This is a genomic window from Streptomyces minutiscleroticus (assembly GCF_014650875.1).
GTDB classification, from domain to species: Bacteria; Actinomycetota; Actinomycetes; order Streptomycetales; family Streptomycetaceae; genus Streptomyces; species Streptomyces minutiscleroticus.
Window position 1 is genome coordinate 333319 of record NZ_BMVU01000003.1, and the last position, 18390, is coordinate 351708.

At 73.2% G+C, this 18390-nt stretch carries 19 protein-coding genes; 4 read left to right on the top strand and 15 right to left on the bottom strand.

Annotated elements, in window-relative coordinates:
• Positions 1-406 precede the first annotated feature (406 nt).
• The 5 genes from IE271_RS06755 to IE271_RS06775 form a co-directional block, all read right to left on the bottom strand.
• The gene (locus tag IE271_RS06755) at positions 407-1603 is read right to left on the bottom strand and encodes a cytochrome P450 family protein (RefSeq protein ID WP_190189246.1); all 1197 of its coding nucleotides are present in this window, start codon (positions 1601-1603) and stop codon (positions 407-409) included.
• Between the two features lie 332 nt (positions 1604-1935).
• Positions 1936-2865 (bottom strand): alpha/beta hydrolase, encoded by a 930-nt coding sequence (locus IE271_RS06760; RefSeq protein ID WP_229919167.1) that lies wholly within the window; start codon positions 2863-2865, stop codon positions 1936-1938.
• A gap of 151 nt (positions 2866-3016) precedes the next feature.
• Positions 3017-3682, bottom strand: a complete 666-nt coding sequence (locus IE271_RS06765) for an NUDIX domain-containing protein (protein WP_190189247.1) — start codon at positions 3680-3682, stop codon at positions 3017-3019.
• A complete protein-coding gene (locus tag IE271_RS06770) occupies positions 3679-4056 on the bottom strand; it encodes a DUF4406 domain-containing protein (RefSeq protein ID WP_229919168.1) in 378 nt (125 codons plus the stop codon). The genes IE271_RS06765 and IE271_RS06770 overlap by 4 nt, the downstream gene beginning before the upstream one ends.
• Positions 4057-4428: 372 nt before the next feature.
• A complete protein-coding gene (locus IE271_RS06775) occupies positions 4429-5277 on the bottom strand; it encodes a GNAT family N-acetyltransferase (protein ID WP_229919169.1) in 849 nt (282 codons plus the stop codon).
• A 506-nt stretch (positions 5278-5783) separates the two neighbouring features.
• On the opposite strand from IE271_RS06775, the gene IE271_RS06780 reads away from it, so the two are divergent.
• From IE271_RS06780 to IE271_RS06790, 3 genes are all read left to right on the top strand, one after another.
• Positions 5784-7004, top strand: a complete 1221-nt coding sequence (locus tag IE271_RS06780) for a hypothetical protein (protein ID WP_190189248.1) — start codon at positions 5784-5786, stop codon at positions 7002-7004.
• An 84-nt stretch (positions 7005-7088) separates the two neighbouring features.
• On the top strand, positions 7089-9188 hold the full coding sequence (locus tag IE271_RS06785; RefSeq protein WP_190189249.1) for a tetratricopeptide repeat protein: 2100 nt from the start codon (positions 7089-7091) through the stop codon (positions 9186-9188).
• Positions 9189-9216: 28 nt separating this feature from the next.
• Complete coding sequence (locus tag IE271_RS06790; RefSeq protein ID WP_190189250.1) at positions 9217-9717, top strand: flavin reductase family protein; 501 nt, start codon at positions 9217-9219, stop codon at positions 9715-9717.
• 3 nt (positions 9718-9720) lie between these two features.
• On the opposite strand, the gene IE271_RS06795 is transcribed toward IE271_RS06790, so the two are convergent.
• The 9 genes from IE271_RS06795 to IE271_RS06830 form a co-directional block, all read right to left on the bottom strand.
• Positions 9721-10203, bottom strand: a complete 483-nt coding sequence (locus IE271_RS06795) for a helix-turn-helix domain-containing protein (protein WP_190189251.1) — start codon at positions 10201-10203, stop codon at positions 9721-9723.
• Positions 10204-10632: 429 nt separating this feature from the next.
• Positions 10633-10947 (bottom strand): SCO5918 family protein, encoded by a 315-nt coding sequence (locus IE271_RS06800; protein WP_190189252.1) that lies wholly within the window; start codon positions 10945-10947, stop codon positions 10633-10635.
• Positions 10948-11542: 595 nt separating this feature from the next.
• Positions 11543-11746 carry a cold-shock protein gene (locus IE271_RS06805; RefSeq protein WP_190189253.1) on the bottom strand — a complete coding sequence of 68 codons (204 nt, stop codon included), beginning with the start codon at positions 11744-11746 and terminating at the stop codon, positions 11543-11545.
• 3 nt (positions 11747-11749) lie between these two features.
• Positions 11750-11884, bottom strand: a complete 135-nt coding sequence (locus IE271_RS43260; protein WP_268256172.1) for a hypothetical protein — start codon at positions 11882-11884, stop codon at positions 11750-11752.
• A gap of 205 nt (positions 11885-12089) precedes the next feature.
• The gene (locus IE271_RS06810) at positions 12090-12452 is read right to left on the bottom strand and encodes an STAS domain-containing protein (protein WP_190189254.1); all 363 of its coding nucleotides are present in this window, start codon (positions 12450-12452) and stop codon (positions 12090-12092) included.
• Positions 12449-13747: a PP2C family protein-serine/threonine phosphatase gene (locus IE271_RS06815; RefSeq protein ID WP_190189255.1), complete on the bottom strand. Its 1299-nt coding sequence runs from the start codon at positions 13745-13747 to the stop codon at positions 12449-12451. The genes IE271_RS06810 and IE271_RS06815 overlap by 4 nt, the downstream gene beginning before the upstream one ends.
• A 317-nt stretch (positions 13748-14064) precedes the next feature.
• Entirely contained in the window at positions 14065-14571 is a 507-nt protein-coding gene (locus IE271_RS06820) for a DUF4396 domain-containing protein (protein WP_373308730.1), read from the bottom strand.
• Between the two features lie 249 nt (positions 14572-14820).
• Complete coding sequence (locus IE271_RS06825; RefSeq protein WP_190189256.1) at positions 14821-15441, bottom strand: DUF305 domain-containing protein; 621 nt, start codon at positions 15439-15441, stop codon at positions 14821-14823.
• 123 nt (positions 15442-15564) lie between these two features.
• On the bottom strand, positions 15565-15978 hold the full coding sequence (locus tag IE271_RS06830; RefSeq protein WP_190189257.1) for a DUF6153 family protein: 414 nt from the start codon (positions 15976-15978) through the stop codon (positions 15565-15567).
• A gap of 400 nt (positions 15979-16378) precedes the next feature.
• On the opposite strand from IE271_RS06830, the gene IE271_RS06835 reads away from it, so the two are divergent.
• The gene (locus IE271_RS06835; protein ID WP_229919170.1) at positions 16379-17791 is read left to right on the top strand and encodes a ParB-like protein; all 1413 of its coding nucleotides are present in this window, start codon (positions 16379-16381) and stop codon (positions 17789-17791) included.
• A gap of 102 nt (positions 17792-17893) precedes the next feature.
• Here the strand turns inward: IE271_RS06835 and IE271_RS06840 are convergent, their stop codons facing one another.
• Positions 17894-18223 (bottom strand): SDR family NAD(P)-dependent oxidoreductase, encoded by a 330-nt coding sequence (locus tag IE271_RS06840; protein WP_268256173.1) that lies wholly within the window; start codon positions 18221-18223, stop codon positions 17894-17896.
• Positions 18224-18390 lie beyond the last annotated feature (167 nt).

Below are 18390 nucleotides of genomic sequence, written 5' to 3' on the forward strand. Positions count from 1 at the left end.
AGGCGGCGGCACCGCCCCGGGCCGTGGCGGCGCGGCGGTGGCGGGCGGCCGCGGGCGGTGTACGTGCATGACTGAACTCCACGGTTCCGGGCGCCGGTTCACGTGCGCACCTCCGGAGGCGCCGTCGTACGGCGAGGGTGTGCGCCACCAGGCGACTTAGGTCACCCTTATGTGCTGCTGCACTGTAAGTGAGTGCGAGCCGGTGTCGCAATCGATCATTCAGGGCAGCCCGTGTAGCGATCCGGCCACCTGAAGGACCGTCGGGTGCACATCGGCGTCCCCACCGCGTCATGGGCGCGGGCGCGGCCGCGTGACCGGTGCGGACGCCCCGGCACGGTCATGAGGCCGGTCATGCGCAGGGGCGGCCGCACCGGCGGGGCGCCGGGAGCCGACCGGGCGTGCCGCCTCAGCGGGCGAACCGCACGGGCAGGCTGCGCGGGCCGCGGATCATCATCCCCGGGCGCCAGGCGATCGCCGCCGGATGGATGTCCAGCGTCAGGTCCGGGCAGCGCTCCAGCAGTGTCCGCAGGGCGATCCGGGCCTCCAGCCGGGCCAGCGGCGCACCCAGGCAGTGGTGGATGCCGTGGCCGAACGCCACGTGCCCGCGGGCGTCGCGGAAGATGTCGAAGCGGTCGGGTTCGGGGAAGCGGTCGGGGTCGCGATTGGCGTCGGCCATGGCGACGAGGACGAGTTCGCCCCCTCCGGGGACGACGGTGCCGCCGATCGTCACCGGCTCGGTGGTGAAGCGGAACGTGGGGGTCTCCACCGGTCCCTCGTAGCGCAGCGCCTCCTCGACGGCGGCGTCGACGAGGGAGAGGTCCGCGCGCAGGGCGGCCAGTTGCCCGGGGTGGGTGAGCAGGGCGAGGACGGCGTTGGAGACGAGGTTCACGGTGGTCTCGTGACCGGCCACGAGCAGCAGCCAGGCCATGCCGAGGAGTTCCTCGTGGGAGAGCCTGTCGCCGTCGTCGTCCGAGTCGTGGATCAGCGCGCTCATGAGGTCGTCACCGGGCTGCTGCCGCTTGCGCCCCACCAGTTCCACCAGGTAGTGCGCCATCGCCTTCGCCGCGGCCCGGCGCAGTTCGGGGTCGACGGCGCCGAGCGCGTCGTTCGACCACGTTCTGAACGACTTCCGGTCCAGGTCCGGCACGCCCAGGAGCTCGCAGATCACGGAGATGGGCAGCGGGAACGACAGCTTCTCGACGAGGTCGGCCCGCCCGTCGGGGGCGGCGAGCATGGTGTCCAGGAGGGTGTCCGTCGTCTCCTGGATGCGGGGGGCGAGTCCCTCCACGCGGCGTGCGGTGAACTCCCGGGCGACCAGCTTGCGCAGCCGGGTGTGGTCCGGCGGATCGGCCCTGAGCATGTGGATGCCGGGGGAGAGGGCGCCCAGGGGCAGTGAGGGGGAGGCGTTGCTCCAGTCCTTGGAGAGCCTGTGGTCCGCGAGGGCCGCGCGTCCGGCCTCGTACCCGACGACGAGCCAGGCCTCCGCACCTCCCTCCGGCATGCGGATGCGGTGCACCGGCCCCTGGGACCGCAGCTCGGCGTAGACGGGGTAGGGGTCGCGGGTGAAGGACTCGCCGAGCGCCGCGAGGTCGACCACGCTCATGGGACTACCACCTCACTGGTACTGGTAGGAAGGGAAGGCGTGCGACGGGCCCCGGCCGGAGCGGCCGGGGCCGCAGGACGCCGCCCGCGCGGTGGCGTCGGCCGCCGACGCGGCGGAGCCGGTGCGGCCGCGCGCGCCGGGACGTGCGGCCCGGACGCGGACGTGACGGTGACGTACAGGCGGCGGGGAGGGAACCGCCCGAAGGGTGACCGGCGATCGCCGTCCACCGGCGCGTGCGGCGCCGCGGTGCACGCGTTGTGGGCCGGGCCGTCGGCGAAGCGCACGCCGGACGGCGCCGGTTCATGGTTCCGGCCACGGTCCGCCCCCTCGGATCAGCACCTGATCGCCCGCCGACTGTAACTCCTGTCGGGGTGGGGCGAACCCGAATTTCGGCCCGCGCAGGACGGGAGGGCTCCGGCGCGGCGGCGAAGCGCACAGGGCGGGGGACACGACCGGACGGCGAGGCGACCGGCCTCGGCCCTGCCGACGGCGGCCCAGGTGACCGAACCGCGCAGCAGCGTACGGAGAACATCCCTGTAGTGCGTCCACAGCAGGGCGCCACCGGTATCGGGAACGACATGCCTGACGGAGGACGGGATGCGGTCCGCCGGGCCGGCACCCGGATCCGGGGAGTGGCTCACGTCCGACGCTCCGTACCACGGGTGGACCGGCACCCGGACGGAGGAGAGGTCGATGCCCCGGTGTCCCATGGCCAAGACGGTGTCCCGGGCATACCCTCCGGCTCCCTGGGCGAACGCCTCGCCGAGGGCGTGCCGGCAGGCCGCGGCGAACACGGGGTGCCGGTGGACGGCCGGATCGGTCTCCGGGCCCGCCGGCATCACCAGGTCCCGCATCCGGTCGGCCGTGAGACGCGCGAACATCCTCTCCGCGGCGCCCGGGCCGGTCACGGCGAGGTCCACCGGTCTTTGCGGCTCGCCCGGCAGCACGCCCGCGAACCGCGCGTCCGACACCTCGTCCGCCCCCGGCACGACCGCCGGTCCGCCGACGACCGATGCGGCGGCGCAGGCCAGTGCGAACGGTGCTCCCCGGGAGTGGGCCGCCATCATCGGCCGGCCCGGTCCCCGCAGCTCCGCGAAGATTTGGACGTCCTCGGCGAAAGCGGGGAAGGACCGGGCGGGCGACGGTGCGGAGACGCCGGGTCCGGGGCGGTCGAGGGAGATCAGCCGCACACCGAGTCCTCCCAGTGCGTCGGCACCGAAGCCCAGTCGGCGACTGGTCGCGGCGCCCGGGGAGAACAGCACCGCCGTACCGTCGTGGGGGCCCACTCGGCCCAGCCGAGCAGCCTCCCGTCGGGCAGGCGCTGCGCGCCCGGGCGTTCGGGCGCGGACACACTTCGCCGTAACGCGTCCATGGCGTTCTGCTCCGGTTCACTGAGGTGTACGGCCGCGGCCGTCAGGGACGGATGTGTCCGAACGGGCCGTTCAGGGCCGCCCACTGCAACAACATGATGGTCTTGGCGTCGGCGATCTCGCCCGTGTGCGTCATGGCGAGTGCTTCGCGGAAGGGCAGTTCCAGCACGGTGATGTCCTCGCCCTCGGCGGCGATGCCCCCGGTCGCCGTCGTGGGGCCCGCGTCCTGGTAGGAGGCGGCGAAGAAGTGCAGCCGTTCGGTGACCGAGCCGGGACTCATGTAGACCGCGAAGACACGCTCGGCGGCACCGACGGCGTACCCCGTCTCCTCGGCGGCCTCCCTGCGGACGGCCTCCTCGGGAGTATCCCCGTCCAGCAGTCCGGCCGCGGTTTCGACGAGCATCCCGTCGGGGTGTCCGTTGACGTAGGCGGGAAGGCGGAACTGCCGGGTCAGCAGCACGGTCTCCCGGTCGGTGTCGTACAGCAGGATCGTGGCGCCGTCGCCCCGGTCGTAGGTCTCGCGCTGCTGGCGACTCCAGTGACCGTCGCTGTGCCGGTAGTCGAAGGTGGTCCTGCGCAGGACGTACCAGTCGCAGGACAGGACCTCGACGTCGCGGATCACCACCCTGGGGTTGCCGGTCAGATCGCGTCCGTGCCGGTCCAGGCCCGTGCGGCCGCGCCGGTCGGGTGTGTCGACGCCCGGGGTCATCGGCGGACGGGTATCTCGTCGAGGCCGGTGTAGACGATCTTGCCCAGGGCCTGCGCCTGCGCGACCATCCGGTCGGCCCCCTCGGAGGCGCCACCGATGCGGAGCACTCCGTCGCAGCGGGACAGCAGTCGTTCGGCGACGGGGTGGAAGATCTCCTCGTAGGCGGTGTCGCCGGGGCGGGTGCCGCCCGCCGCTTCCAGAAGGGGGAGGGCGAGTGCCTCACCGGTGACTCCCAGATGGCCGGCCCGGAAGAGCCTCAGGGCGGTCTCGGTCATCGCCCGGACGTTGGCCTCCAGCTTGTGCGGATCGTCGCCGGTGCCGGACCGGTAGGGCCCGGCGACCAGGATCATGAGCGGTCGGTCGGTGGTCTTCACCGTCGTCTCCTCGATGTGCGGTGTTCTGCGCGGCACTGAGCGGGGCCGGCCGAAAGTCCTGGCACCGGGTCCGGTCGCGTCCGCGACGGTCGGCGGGGCCCGGTCCGGCAGGTGGTGCGAGAGCCCGGACACGCACGCCCGGCCGGAGTTCCGCACCGGACGCAGGGTCCGGACGGGCGGCCTTGTCCATACCCCCTTTCTAACATGCCGATGTTCATTTGAACATTTATATGTGAGGTGCGGTCGGGCGGTGGTCGCCGGCCGGCCCGGCGGATCCCGCCGGCCCGCCGGCCGGGCGACCATGACCACGAGCGTGCTGGGAGGCGTGGGGACGATGAGCGGGTGACCCGCGTACCGACGCGCGGGAACCGATCACGGCTTGACGAGAATCGCGCGTGTGTACAGCAGGCTGAAGCCCTGACGCTGCGCGTTCTGCTGGGACTTGGACGCGGGCTGGGTGGTGACGACCGCGAGATCGCACCCCTGCGCGGCGGCCTCGGCCAGCCGGGCGGCCAGCAGGGCGCTCTGGACTCCGCGCCGGCGGTGGGCGGGCAGCGTCGCGGCGCCGGTGAGCTGGGCGATGCCCTGGGTGACGCGCATACTGGAGCCGCCTGCGACCTCCCCGTCGACCAGCGCGGTGTAGCGTCGAGTGCCGGCCGCCGCGGCCAGGTCGCGCACCGCCCGCTCCAGCACGTCCCGCGGGAAATCCTCGTGCGGGGCGACACCTTGCGCGTCGGGAACGGCGAAGCCGCCGACCACCGTGTCGGCCCACCGGTCGAAGTCCGTGTCGTCGCCGCGCAGCACCTCGATGCCGGGCGGCACGGTGGCGGCGCGAGCGTCGCCCAGCGACCGGCCCAGCACGTTCTCGAAGCCCACGAGCCGGTAACCGCGCGCGGTGAGCGTCTCCGCGACCTCGGGGGCGCCGAGGTGCGCCAGCTCCACCTGGACCGGCGCGCCCACGGCTGCGCAGCGGCGCTCGACCTCGTCGAGCTCGCCGGCCGCCGGCACACCGGCGAAGCCGAGCCCGGCCACCTTGTTGAGGGGTGAGCCCGCCTCCGTGTGGCAGGCGAACCCGCCCGCCAGGCCGATCACGAATCCCCCGTCGTCACCCACCCGTTCCAGTGCCGCCGCGCTGCCCGCGGCGATGAACTCGGCCTCGGCCCGCTCGATCCGCTCGCCGAGTTCGATGCCGCAGAACAGGAAGTCCGCATGATTCCTCATGCCGCGAACCTAGTGTTCACCGTCCGGCGAGCACACACCGTTTTCCCCCGGACGCCCGGCCCGCGCACCTCGGACCCGCCGGTGGCATCCCCGGACCGGTCGGCCTTCGGCCGGCCACCGGTCGGCGTCCGGTCGGTGGCCGGTCCCAGGCCGATGCCGGGTCGTTCGCACCGGTGCCGTCCGGCGCTCCTCCGCTGCTAGAGATGGGTCCCGCCACCGGCCGGGCACGGCCGGAGGCCCGACGAACCGTCCGCACGGAAGGGGAAGCACCGTGAAGAAGCAGCCCATCAAGCCCACGACCCTGAAGAAGATCGCCGTCCGCAGGACCGGCCCGATCCGCTTGACGACCGCCTGCTCCTCGTACTCCACGTTCGTCTTCTGACCGGCCGCACCGCCCGGGCAACCGGCCCTTCGCGCACGGCGCACGGCGAGGCGGCCGGCAGCGAGTCGACAGCCCGTGCGCGGTCGTCACCGGCCCGCACGGGCTCCCTCCGCGGGGAGCAGTCATGACGCAGAACGCCACCGGACGGCCGGACGCGGCACTCGACCGCCGCGTCCCCTTCCACCCGCTGACCTTCGTCACCGAGGGCCCCGACGAGATCGTCGTGGGGCGGCCCGGGACCGATACGTACGCGGTCCTGCCGGCCGACGGCGCGGCCCTGCTGCGCCGCATGGCCGACGGGGACACCCCCCACCGGGCCTCGGCCTGGCACGCGGAGACCTACGGGGAACCCGTCGACATCGCGGACTTCCTCGACACCCTGCGCGAGCTCGGCTTCGTCGCCGAGCACCCCGTCGTACAGGGACCGGCGAAACCCGTCTCGTTCCGTCGTCTGGGGCGAGCGGTGTTCTCACCGGCCGCCTGGACGGCGTACGTTCTCCTGGTCCTCGCCACGGCCGCCGCGCTCGTACGGGAACCGGCGCTGCGGCCCGCCCCGGACCAGGTGTTCTTCACCGGGTCCCTGGTGAGCGTCCAACTGGTGCTGCTGGTGGGACAGACCGTCGGCATCGCCTGGCACGAGGCGTTCCACGTGCTCAGCGGTCGCCGGCTCGGTCTTCCCTGCCGCCTTTCGGTGGGGCGGCGGATGTACTTCGTCGTGTTCGAGACGACGCTCGAAGGGCTGCTCGGCGTGGAGAAGCGCCGCCGCGTGCTGCCGTTCCTCGCGGGGATGGTCGGTGATGTGCTCATGTACTGCGGGCTCACGCTCGGTGCGGCGGCCACCCGCGGCCCCGACGGGACGCCGGGCTGGCCCGGACGGCTCCTCCTCGCACTCGCGTTCCTGACGATCCTCCGCTTCACCTGGCAGTTCTATCTGTTCCTGCGCACCGACCTGTACTACCTGCTCGCCGCCGCGCTGGGCTGCCACGACCTGCACGGCGCCACCGACGCCCGGCTGCGCAACGCCGCCCGGCGCCTGCTGCGCCGTCCGCCCGCCCTGGACGAGAGCGCCTGGAGCGACCGGGACCGGCGCATGGCCCGCTGGTACGTCCCGTTCTACGGCACGGGCGCGCTGGTGCTCACCGCGACCGTCGCCGCCGCCCTGGCGCCCATCGCCGTCGAGTTCGCACACCGTGTGCGGGCCGGGGTGGCCGACGGCGTCTGGGGCGCGCGCTTCTGGGACAGCGCCGCCTCGGCGGCCTCCGCCTTCGTGCCGCTGGGCGTGGTCCTCGCCCTCGGCGTCCGCGATCGCCTGCGCGCCCGCCGCGCCTCCTCCTCCACCTCGTAGAACCGAGTCCCTCGTAGAACCGAGTCCCTCGCAGAGCCGAGTCCCTCGTGAACCGAGGACCGACGCAACCGGAAGGAACTTCCCATGTCCCGCAGGACACCCCGTCCCCGCCATCTGTGGATCCGCGGCGACCGTGCGGCCGACCGGCACCGCGCGGCCCGGGACCTGCTGCCGACGGCCCCCGTCCGCGTCGACTGCCACCGCGGCCACCGCGGCCCGTACACCGGTCTGGGCGGACTGCTGCGCGCCCTGGTGCCGGACGTCCTCGAGCGGTGGCCCGACCTGGTCCGCGCCCACCGGGTGGAGATCCTCACCGCCGCGCCCCACCTGCACGGCCTGCTCGGCGCGGAGCCCGAGACGCTGACCCGGGTCGCGACCGGTGAGGAGCGCACCCGTTTCTACAGCGAGGCGCGCAGCCGCCGCACCCCGCACGGCGTCGTGGAGTTCCTCAAGGAGTACCGGACCCGGCGGGAGGCCACCGGACGAGCGCCGCAGGAGCCGCTAGCCCTGTGGTTCGACAACGTCCACGAGGCCGATGCCAGTGACCTCGAATGTCTGGTGATCATGCTGCGGCGATGCGATCCGCGGCAGGTGCTGCTCCTCGTCGGCACCGGCTCCACGTCTCCCCCGGGCGACGTGGGCGCCGCGCTGGCGCGGTACGCGGACCCGGTGGACGCTCCCTCGCGGGCGTCACGCCCCGAGGAACGGGGCACCGAGGAACTGTGGCGTGCGTACGTGGCGTCCGACGGCACGAGCGACGATCCGGCCGAGCGGAGCGCGTGGCGGGACGCGGACCCGGCGGCGCGGGCGGCCGCGCACGACGCGCGCGCCGACGAACTGGAGGCGGCCGGCGACATCGGGCACGCGCTGGGCGCGGTCCCCTTCCACCGCGAGCACGGCGGCGACCCCGCGGGCGCCGGGACCGCCGCGCTGCGCCGGGCCCTCGACCACTGCGTGGACCTGGGCCTCTACTCCGCCGCGGCCGACCTGGGTCTGCGCGGCCGGGCGCTGACCGACCCGGACACGCGCCAGGTCGACTACTGCCACTTCGCCGCGAAGGCGGCGCTCGCCCTGATCTCGCTCGGCGACCCGCACCGCGCGAGGGAGCTGTACGTGGAACTGCGCGGCCGCTATCCGCTGCCCCGGGTGCACATGTCGACGAGTTACAACATGGCGATGCTGTACACCCGGTTCCTGCCCCGGGAGGAGCTGGACCACCCCTTGGCACGGGCGTACGCGAGCAACGGTGTGGCCCTGGCGACGCTCACCGAGGACCCCGAGGAACGGGCGTTCTACACCGTGTTCCAGCAGAACGGCCTCGCCCTGGTGGAGATGCATCTGGGCCACCTGCGCACCGCCCTGAAGCTGGTGGCCGAGGGGGTGGACCGTCTCGACAGGGAGACGGACCCGGCCAAGTACCGGCTGCACAAGTCCGTGCTGATCCACAACCGCGCCAACGTGTACGCGGGCATGGGCATGCTGCGCGAGAGCATGGCCGACTTCGACGCGGTCGTCGCGCTCGACCCGCACTACCCCGAGTACTACCTGGACCGGGGGAACCTGCACCGCCGGCTCGGGGACGACCGGGCCGCCGTGACCGACTACGAGACCGCGATGGGGCTGGGACCGCCGTTCCCCGAGCTCTACTACAACCGGGGGGACGTGCGCGCCGCCCACGGGGACCTCGACGGGGCGGTCGAGGACTTCGCGTACGCCCTGGAGCTGGAGCCCGGGCACCTGGACGCGCGGATCAACCACGCCTCGCTCCTGCGTGAGTCGGGCCGCCTCGAGGAGGCCGCCGTGTCGGTGGCCGAGGGGCTCGCGTCGCACCCGGACAGCGCCCACCTGCTGTGCAGCCGCGGCCTTCTGGCCCTGGAACACGACGACGCCGAGACCGCCCGTACGTCCCTGACGGCCGCGCTGCGTGCCGACCCGCGGCTGTACCAGGCGCTGGTCGCCCGGGCCCTCCTCGCGCACGCGGAAGGCGCCCACGACGAGGCGGTGCGGCTGCTGGACCGGGCCGCGGAGCAGTCGGGCGACGACCCCGACCTGCTCCACCACCGCGGGCTGAGCCACCTGGCCGCGGGCCGGGCGGCGCTCGCCGCCGCGGACTTCGAGCGGGCCCTGCGCCTGCCGGGCGCGGACCGGGACGGCATCCTGGCCCACCTGGCGCAGTGCGCCTGACGGCCGCGACACGGAGGCGGTGACTTTCATGGCCGTGGACCCGGCCACGTTCCGCCGGGCGCTGTCCCATGTGCCCACCTCGATCTCGGTGGTCGCCGCCTTCGGCGCGCGGGACCGCCCGTACGGTGTGACCGTCGGCTCGCTGTGCTCGCTCTCGCTCGCCCCGCCGCTGGTGCTGTTCTGCCTCGGCCACCGGGGCACCGCCCATCGCGTCGTGACGGCCGCGCACCGGTTCGGCGTCCATGTGCTGACCGCCGATCAGCAGCCGCTGGCCCGCAGGTTCGCCGCCCCGGGCGAGGACCGGACGGCGGGTCTGGTGAGGGGCGAGCGCCACGGTGTGCCGATGGTGCCGGACGCCTTGGCCTCGTTGGTGTGCAGCCGGTACGCGGTGGTGCCGGCCGGGGACCACAGCGTCGTCATCGGCCTGGTCGAGCGCGCCGATGTGGGCGAGGGCAGCCCGCTGCTGTACTACGACCGCTCCTACCGCACACTGTTCGCTCCGGACGCGCACCCGAGTCTGCGCGCGTAGGAGTCATGGGCGGTCGGGCTCCCCGCTGACGTGCCACGCCGCTCTGACCGCCGCGGCCATGCAGCCCGGCAGCGCCAGCACGGTGTGGGCGAGCCGTGGGACGAACCCGGCCGGCGGCGGCCGCCCGGCCGTCCGGGCGGCCGCGGCCTGCCCGGAGTCGGCCGGACCGTAACGGTCGATCAGGGTGCCGACCATTTCCTCGGCCCGCTCCCGCAGTGCCCGCTCCCGCAGCGCCCGCAGGTACCCCGTGGTGATGCCGAACTCCCGCTCGTATGCGGCCACGAGATTCTCGGGCGGTATGCGCCGCCCCCGTTCGTAGTCGAGCAGTCCGCTGTGCGAGCTGAAACCGAGCCGCTGTGCCAGGCGGCGCAGCGACAGGTCCCGCTCCAGGCGGCACTGGTACAGGGCGGCCCCCAGGGCGAGAGCGCCGCTGATCTGCCGGCCACCGCCGTCGGCGGCCGGGTTTCCGCTCCTTCTCTCGGACATCTTCGTCCCCCGTGTGAACGTCGCGCCGGATACGGCGGGCGCGGTGGAGCGGCTGCGCCGGCCGTACGGAGTCCCGGACGCCGACCTGCGGCCCCGTCGGCGTCCACGCTGTGAAGTTGTCGACCGGACAGCGGAGCCGAAGACGGGTGTGATGCGACCGCAGAAGGCTTCGCGCTCGCGCCTCGACCGATCCGGCGGCCGCCGGACCGCCTCTGGCCGGACCGTACGCGCTTCGCTGCCCCTGTCCACCGGAAGGTCCGCCGGTACGGCCGGGCCCCTGTCCCCGCACAACTCTATGGGGCAAGGGCCCGCGCCGGATCGCGGGGTGCGCCGCGGTGGAGGCGCTTGCCGCGCGCATGATGAACCGCGCCGCTTCGGCCCCGTCCGGCACGAGGCCCTCACGCACTGTCCGACGGGGTTCTCCGCCCCTCACACGTCCCGGGGAACGGAGCTGCCGAGCAGCCGCGACGCGGCCTGGAACGGAGTGAGGACACGTACGGGTGCGGCGTCGGGGTGGGGGTGGCAGACGAAGCCGAGGCGGGTCATGGCCCGGGTGACCTCGTCGCTGGTGAAGTCACGACGGTCCTGCCGGGTGATCACTTCACCTACCTGCTTGGCGGGGTAGCGGCGGCGGCCGATGGTCACGGACGCACCCGTGATGCGTTCGGGGACGACGTTCTCCATCGAGCTCAGCACTCCGTTCTTGGTCAGGTCGAAGGGGTACCGGGCGATGACACAGCGCATGGTGGCTCCAGGAAGACGGGGAGAACGAGCTGGAGGAGGAGACGGGTCGGGCGGATCGGGCGGACAGGGGCGCAGCGCCGAGGGCCGGGCCGTGCCGTCCCGCGGCGGCGGGGCGAGCGCCGGGGAACGCGGACGGCGCGGCGGGGACGTCCAGCGGCCGGGCCGGGCGGGGCTGCCGTCGGACCCTGTGGCAGGACGCCTCGACGCCGGGCCGATCGCGCTGAACCGTCGACCGGGGTGCACGGCAGGGGCGCCACCCGGTTCGGGAACGATGTCGGGGGTCCGGGAAAAGAGAGGAGCGGCCGAGCGTGGACCCACCCGGGCAGTCGTATGTCCTGGCTTCGTGAGCGACGCGTGTGCGAATTCGTCAGGATTTCCTCGGCGTGGCACGCGTCGGGGATTTCGCACCATGGCTGCGCGGGACGGTGGTCAATAAAATGAGCCGCAGGTGAGGAAGAGGGGGAGAGGATCCGTCCGCCGAGGAACGTGTCACCGTGCGGCGGGGGATCTTCTGAGGTACTGCGAAGCGCAGTGAGCCGGGGCCCGCACCCCAAGGTGCGGGCCCCGGCTGCGAAAGCAAGCGTCAGCGCCGGTGTCAGGCGGGGACGATGTTCTCGGCCGTAGGGCCCTTCTGGCCCTGTGCGATGTCGAACGTCACCTTCTGGCCCTCCTGCAGCTCGCGAAAGCCCTGGGTGGCGATCTTCGAGTAGTGGGCGAAGACGTCGGCTCCGCCGCCCTCCTGCTCGATGAAGCCGAATCCCTTTTCGGCGTTGAACCACTTCACGGTGCCGGTGCTCATTTTTCATTCTCCTTCGGGACGGTGTTCGGAATCCATTCCGTACGGATTCCGGTCGCCGTGATGATCACCCCGTCGGAAAAACCTTCTGGCAATCACAACTGCAACTGGCGCCGACAGTACCATGATGCGGTTGTTCATGCAGGAAAAGTAATTCGCTCCGGCCGCCGACCGGGAAAAATACTCCGGGTGCCTCGGAAATTTCTGATTTCATGATCACGGATGTCGTCCCCCGGCCCGCTGTGCCGCCGCCGAGCCCCACCGGTCCCGGGCCGTGCGGTCCGGGCGGGGCGGGTGCATCCCTCCGTCCTCCACGGGGCCATCGTGTCCGGGCGGTCCTGTCGGGTCAGGAGGGGCGCGGCGGCTGGGCCGCCCGGGCCTCGGTGACGTCGGCGTAGAGGGGGAAGACGGTGTCGATGCCGGTGAGGCGCAGTATGTGCATGACCCGGTCGGTGGGGGCGGCCAGGGTGAGGCGGCCGCCGTTCTCGTCGGCGTGGCGGCGCAGCCGCAGCAGGGTGTTGAGCCCGGAGGAGTCGCAGAAGGTGATACCGGACAGGTCCAGGATCACGTGGGGGTGGTCGTCGATCAGGGCGGTGGCCCGCGGGTAGAAGTCGGCGGTGGTGTGCAGGTCCATCTCCCCTCTGACGGCCGCCACGGCGAGCGGGCCGCGGGTCTCGACGATGTCCAGGTGCAGGTCGCTGTCGGTCACGGGGTGCTCCTGTCCTGCTCGGCTGCTGCGGGGCGGCCGGGTTCGGGCAGTCCGACCAGGTCGGCCGCCTCCTCGGTGAGATCGGGACGGGGACCGAGCCACTGGCAGAACAGCACGGTGGCATCGTCCTGGAGCCGGTGGTCGTGGTAGTCGAGCACCGCGTGGATCACCCTGCGCAGGGTCTCGGGGACGGGCAGGCCGTCGGCGTGGTGGCGGATGAGGAAGTCGGTGAAGCGCTCCAGGCCGAACTGGGCGTCCCCCGCACCGCCGGCCTCGATGATCCCGTCGGTGTAGAACACGACGCGGTCGCCGGGCTGCAGCTGCTCGTGGCACACGCGGCTCTCCAGGCCCAGGCCGGTGCCCATCGGATGGGCGGGCGGACATCGCAGGTGCGTGGCCCACCGGCTGTCCCGGATGATCACCGGCGGGTGGTGACCGCGGTTGACCCAGGACAGCATTCCGTTCCGGGTGTCCAGGGTGGCCAGGATGCCGGTGACGTAGCGCCGCCGGTCGTACTGCCCGATCAGCTCCGCCTCCACGGCCTCACCGCAGGCGACGAGGCCGCCTCCCTGGCGGCGGGTCCTGCGGCAGGCGGCGACGGCCAGATTGGCGGACAGTCCGGCGGCGGTGTCGTGCCCCATCGCATCGAAGATCGACAGATGGACCAAGGGGCCGTCGGTGGCGTAGTCGAAGGCGTCCCCGCTGATCTGATAGGCCGGTTCCATCACCGCCGCGATCACCACCCGCCCGTCGGCGTAGACCCGGGGCGGCATCAGCTTCCATTGCATCTCCGCCGCCACGTTCAACGGCTTGACCCGCTCCGCCCGGGCCAGCACGTCGCTGCTCTCCCGCCTGCTGTGGAGGATCAGCGCGAGCAGCGAGGCCAGCCGCTCCATGCCCTCCCGCGCACGGTCGTCGTCATGGACCGAGGTGACCCGCAGCACGCCCATGCGCTCGGTGCCGTCCAGCAGCGGCACCCACCAGTCGCGCCCCTCCTCCTCCGCGGGACCGGCGGGCAGGATCTGCCCGTGCTGGAAGGCCCGCCCGGCCACACTGCCCTGCACGGGCAGCTGCGCCAAATGGTCCTCGGCGCGCACGCCCTCTCCGGTCAGCAGCCGCAGCACCTGCTGCTGCAGATCACCCAGATAGATCAGTACGTGCGGGAAACCGGCGAACGCGGCGCTCTCGCACGCCCTGGCCGGAAGCGATTCCATCGGCATCAGGTGGCTGTCCGCCAGCAGGCCCGACAGCATCCGCCACCCGCCCGCTTCCCTGTCCGATCCCGACCAGTCCATGTCGTCTCCTGCCCAGAGCCGGGCACGCCGTCGGCGGCACATCCGTACCCACTCTCCCAGCTACCTGCGACCACCGCCTACGACCGAGGCCGCGCCGCCCCGGGCGTGCTGTCGCCCGCCGCCTCCAATGGGGACAGGAGCCCTTCACCGACGGGTCGTCCGGGGGAGGCGGCCTTCGCGGCGCGGCGGATGTGGCGGAGTGCGCCGCTTCGCGCCAGGCCGGCTTGTCGCGCGCGGGGGAGGGAAGCGTGGCGTCCGACCCCGGCCGGGCGGCGGCCGTCGTGCCCGGCTGTCCGGCGCGACGTACTCGGTACGGATCAGTGGTGGGCGTGGGCGACGGCGTGGCCCTTGCCGCGGCCGATCATCCACTTGTTGACGGGCGTGGTGATCAGGAAGGCGACGGCGAAGCCGCCCAGCAGCGAGGTCCAGAACAAGGTGTCGGACAGGTGGGCGTCCAGCGCGCCCGGCACCAGGGCGATGATGCCGTTGTCGACCAGTTCCATCACCGCGATGGACACGGTGTCGGCGGCCAGCGCCACCTTGACCGCGGCCCTGAAGCCCAGACCGGCCCGGCGCACCGCGAACAAGGTGAAGGAGTAGCCGAAGAGGAACGCCAGCACGATCGCCAGGATCATGGTGGGCACGTTGTGCCACATCAGGGCGGTGCCGATCGCCATGCCGAGGATCTCGCCGACGGCGCAGCCGGTCAGGCAGTGCAGCGTCGCCTTCGCCGCCACTGCCCACGAGGCCCCCGCGCGTCCGCCGTGCCCGGTGCGGGCGTGGTGGGCGTGCCCGGCGCCGGTGTGGTGTGCGGTGCGGTCCATGACCTTCATCCCCTTCTGTTCCGGCATGGCCCTGATGGCCGGTCCCACACACCGAACGGTATACCCCCCTGGGGTATTCCGCCAGGGATGCGGCCCGGGCCGCGAGCCGGTGGGATCCGGCGGCTCCGCAGTACGCGGGCGGAAGCCACCGTGTGAGGCCCGGACCGGGGCGGAACGAGCGGCCGAGGCGGGCACGTCCGGCGCGGGGCGGGCACTCACGGGTGCCCGCCCCGCGCCGGGACGGTGCGGTCAGCCCTTGCCGAGGAGCTTGTTCATCCGCTCGATCTCGGCGCTCTGCGAGGTGACGATCTCGCCGGCCATCTTGGTGGCCGGACCGTAGGCGCCGTCGGCCCGCTCGGTCTCGGCCATCTCCACCGCGCCCTCGTGGTGCTCGACCATCATGTCCAGGAAGGCGGTGTCGAACGCCTTGCCCGACGCCTTCTCGAGCCGGTCCATGTCCTCGTCGGTCATCATGCCGCCCATGCCGTGCGCGGAGTGGTCCATGGCGCCCTCCGCCGGCACGTCCTCGCCCCAGGACGCCAGCCACCCCGACAGCGTCTCGATCTCCGGGGCCTGGGCCTTCTCGATGTCCTGGGCCAGCTTCTTCACCTCGGCCGACCCGGCCCGCGACGCGGCGAGGGCGGCCATCTCCACGGCCTGGCGGTGGTGGGGGATCATCCCCTGCGCGAAGGCCGTGTCGGCCGCGTTGTGGCGGCCCTGCGACGCCGGCGCCGAGGTGGACGCGGCGGTGTGACCGCTGTGCCCGGCCGAGCCGTCCTCGCCCGAGCCGCAGGCGGCCAGGACGAGCGCTGCCGCACTCGCGGCGGCCACGGCGACGGCGGGGCGGACGAGGGAACGCTTGCGGTTCATGGTGGTGCAACTCCTTCTACGCGCGCCGGTCGGGACGCGCGGGTGTTACGGACGGAAAGCGGACGGAAGCGCGGCACCTGGTCCCCGGAGGCATCCGGGCGGGAAGGTGCCGTGCGGGCCGCTCTAGATCCGCAGAAGTTGCAGCTCGGAAAGGTCGGGCGGTGCCCGGCCGCTCTCCGCCGCCGGGGACCGGGCCGCGGCGGCGGAGGGGGAGGGGGCGCCGGGCACGGTGCCGGTCAGCGCGGGCGGCGCATAGGGCGCGCCGACACCGGCGGCCGCGCAGGTCGCGTCCGCGTGGTGGAGACGATCCGTCCCGCCGTCCGTGTGCGAGCACCCTCGGTCCGCGTACGTCGTGTGCGCGTCCGATGCGCTCGCCGTCCGGGCCGCCGTCATCGTGTGGCCCGGCTCCGGCTGTGCGCTCGGCACCCCGGCAGGGCTCAGCGCGTGCATGCCCAGCACGCCGGCCAGCACCGTCAGCACCAGCAGCACGAGAAGCCGCCCGGCCGGGCGGCTCGATCCGGTGCTGCTGGTGTTCACGGGGCCATCGTACGGGGCGACGCCCACGGGCGGGACGGGTCTGCCCCACCGGCCCGCGCGCGTGCACCGTACGGGCGGGCGGCGAGCGGGTGCGGGACCGGGGCCCGCCGGGACGCGGTGTTCTGCGCGGACGAGGGTGGTCGGCGCGGCCGGCCGGGAAGGGGCGGGCCGTGCCTTCGGCGGCCGATGCCGGTTTCGCGGCAGGGCCCGCGGCATGCCTCCGAAGCCGGCACACGTACGTTCACCCGGCGGGCACCGGAAGACCGCCTCCCCGTCATCCGCCGGGTCGGCAGGGCTGGTTGGATGAGGCCGTTCGGGGCCTGCTCGGCACGCGCGCCGCCCCGGCCCGCCCCTCGTCCTGTCCGCCCGCCGCCCGGCCCTCGATCCCGTAGGAGCGTCCATGACCGGCTCGACGCCCGCCGGCACCCGCACGTCCTCCGCCCCCCGCTCCTCCCGCACGCCGCGCGGGCGCCGCCTCGCGTGGAACGCCGGGGTCCTGGGCTGTGCGCTCCTGCTGCACGGCGGCTCGGCCACCCCGTCGTTCGCGGGGGCGTCCGCGGGAACGTCCGCGGCGAGGGGCTTCGCGTCGGCCCGGGCGGGCGACCTGATCGAGGTCACCCTCGACCAGGTGCGGCCCACGCAGCCCTCCCTCGGGTACGACCAGATCTTCTACAAGCTCGGGCGGTACTCCAGCACCAAGGACGAGGACCGGGGGAAGTTCAACAAGCGGTTCGACGACTGGTGCGAGACCAACGGCCAGGGGGAGGCCGCCTCGGTGGACGCGGGAGCCACGCTCGCCGACCCCTCCTCCTTCACCTGCTCGATACCGGCCGGGCAGGAGACCGAGGACAGCCTCGCGCAGATGAAGACCGTGGTCGTCGGTCCCGGCGGCACGCTGTACCTGACGGACGGCCACCACTCGCTGACCTCCTTCTGGGAGGCGGCGGACGGCGGCCCGAAGACCCCCGTCCGCCTGCGGGTCACCGCCAACCTGAGCCGGTTGTCCACCGAGGCCTTCTGGCAGGAGATGCGGGACAACGACTGGGTGTGGCTGAAGGACGAGAACGGCCGGGCCGTCACGGTGGACCGGCTTCCGTCCCGGCTCGGCCTGTCCCGCTTCCACGACGACCGCTACCGCAGCCTGGTGTACTTCACCCGGGGCATCGGCTACGACCGGGCCGACGGCTCGGCGGAGTTCCTGGAGTTCCTCTGGGGCACCTGGCTGCGCGACCGGGTCGACCTGTCCCGGTACGACCTCACGTTGCTCGCCTCCTACCTCGACGCCGTCCGTGACGCCTCCGAGGCCATGACGGACGTGCCCGGCGACACGGTGGTCACGGACGGGCGCACCGCCGACGAACTGGGTCGGCTCGCCGAGTGGAACGACGGCGAGAAGGACACCAAGGGCGAGTTCGGCGACCTGTCCGTACCGCTGGACGACGACAAGCCGGGCAAGCTCGCCTTCGCCCTGGACTACCGCTCCCGTGTGGCGGCGAGCCCCGACTGCACCCGTACCGTCACCGGCAGGCGGACCGGCGCGCTGCTGGTCGCATCGGGCACGACCTGCCTGGACAACGCGCGGCTGACCGGCGCCGTCCTCGTCACCTCCGGAGCGAACCTGGTGGTACGGGGCTCGACCGTCACCGGCGCGGTGCGGACGGTCGGCGCCGGCACGGTGGAGATCTGCGGCAGTACGCTGACCGGCGCGCTGTCCGTGTCGGGCACCCGCGACAGGGTCACCCTGTCCGGCCCGGGCTGCACCGCCAACACCTTTGACGGCCCGGTCTCGGTGACCGGGACGAAGAAGGTCTGACGCCCGGCGACCGTCACGCCGCCCGTGCCGGTCACGGTCCGCCCGTGACCGGCACACACCCGTGCTGAGCCCTCTGCCCGGCTGCGCGGTCGGGGGCGCGTGTCAGGCGGTGAAGCCGCCGTCGACGGGGATCGAGGCTCCGGTGATGTACGCGCCGTCCGCGCCGGCCAGGTGGGCGACGGTGGCCGCGATCTCGGCGGCCTCGTCCACCGCCGCGGTGAGCGCCTCGGGGACCGCGCTGTCGGCCCGGACGGCGAGCGCCCGGCGTCCCGCGGCCTTGACCTGCTCGACCACCTCGGCAGCGCGTTCCGCGCTGTTCTCGTAGGTCAGGACGACGTCGGCGCCCTCTTCGGCCGGCCGTGACGCCACGGCGGCGCCGATATCCCGGCTGCCGCCCGTGACCAGGGCGACGTTTCCTTCGAGTCGGTTCATGACGTCGAGCATCGTCGGCGCCACCGCCGGAGACCGTCGGGACCGCGACGTGGTGTTCGACCTGTGGGAAAGGGGAAGTCCGCGACGTGACGCCCTGCTCCCGCACCGTGCGGCGGGGAGCCCGCGACAGCCGCACCCCGCAGGCGGTGCCTGCGGGGTGCGAGGCG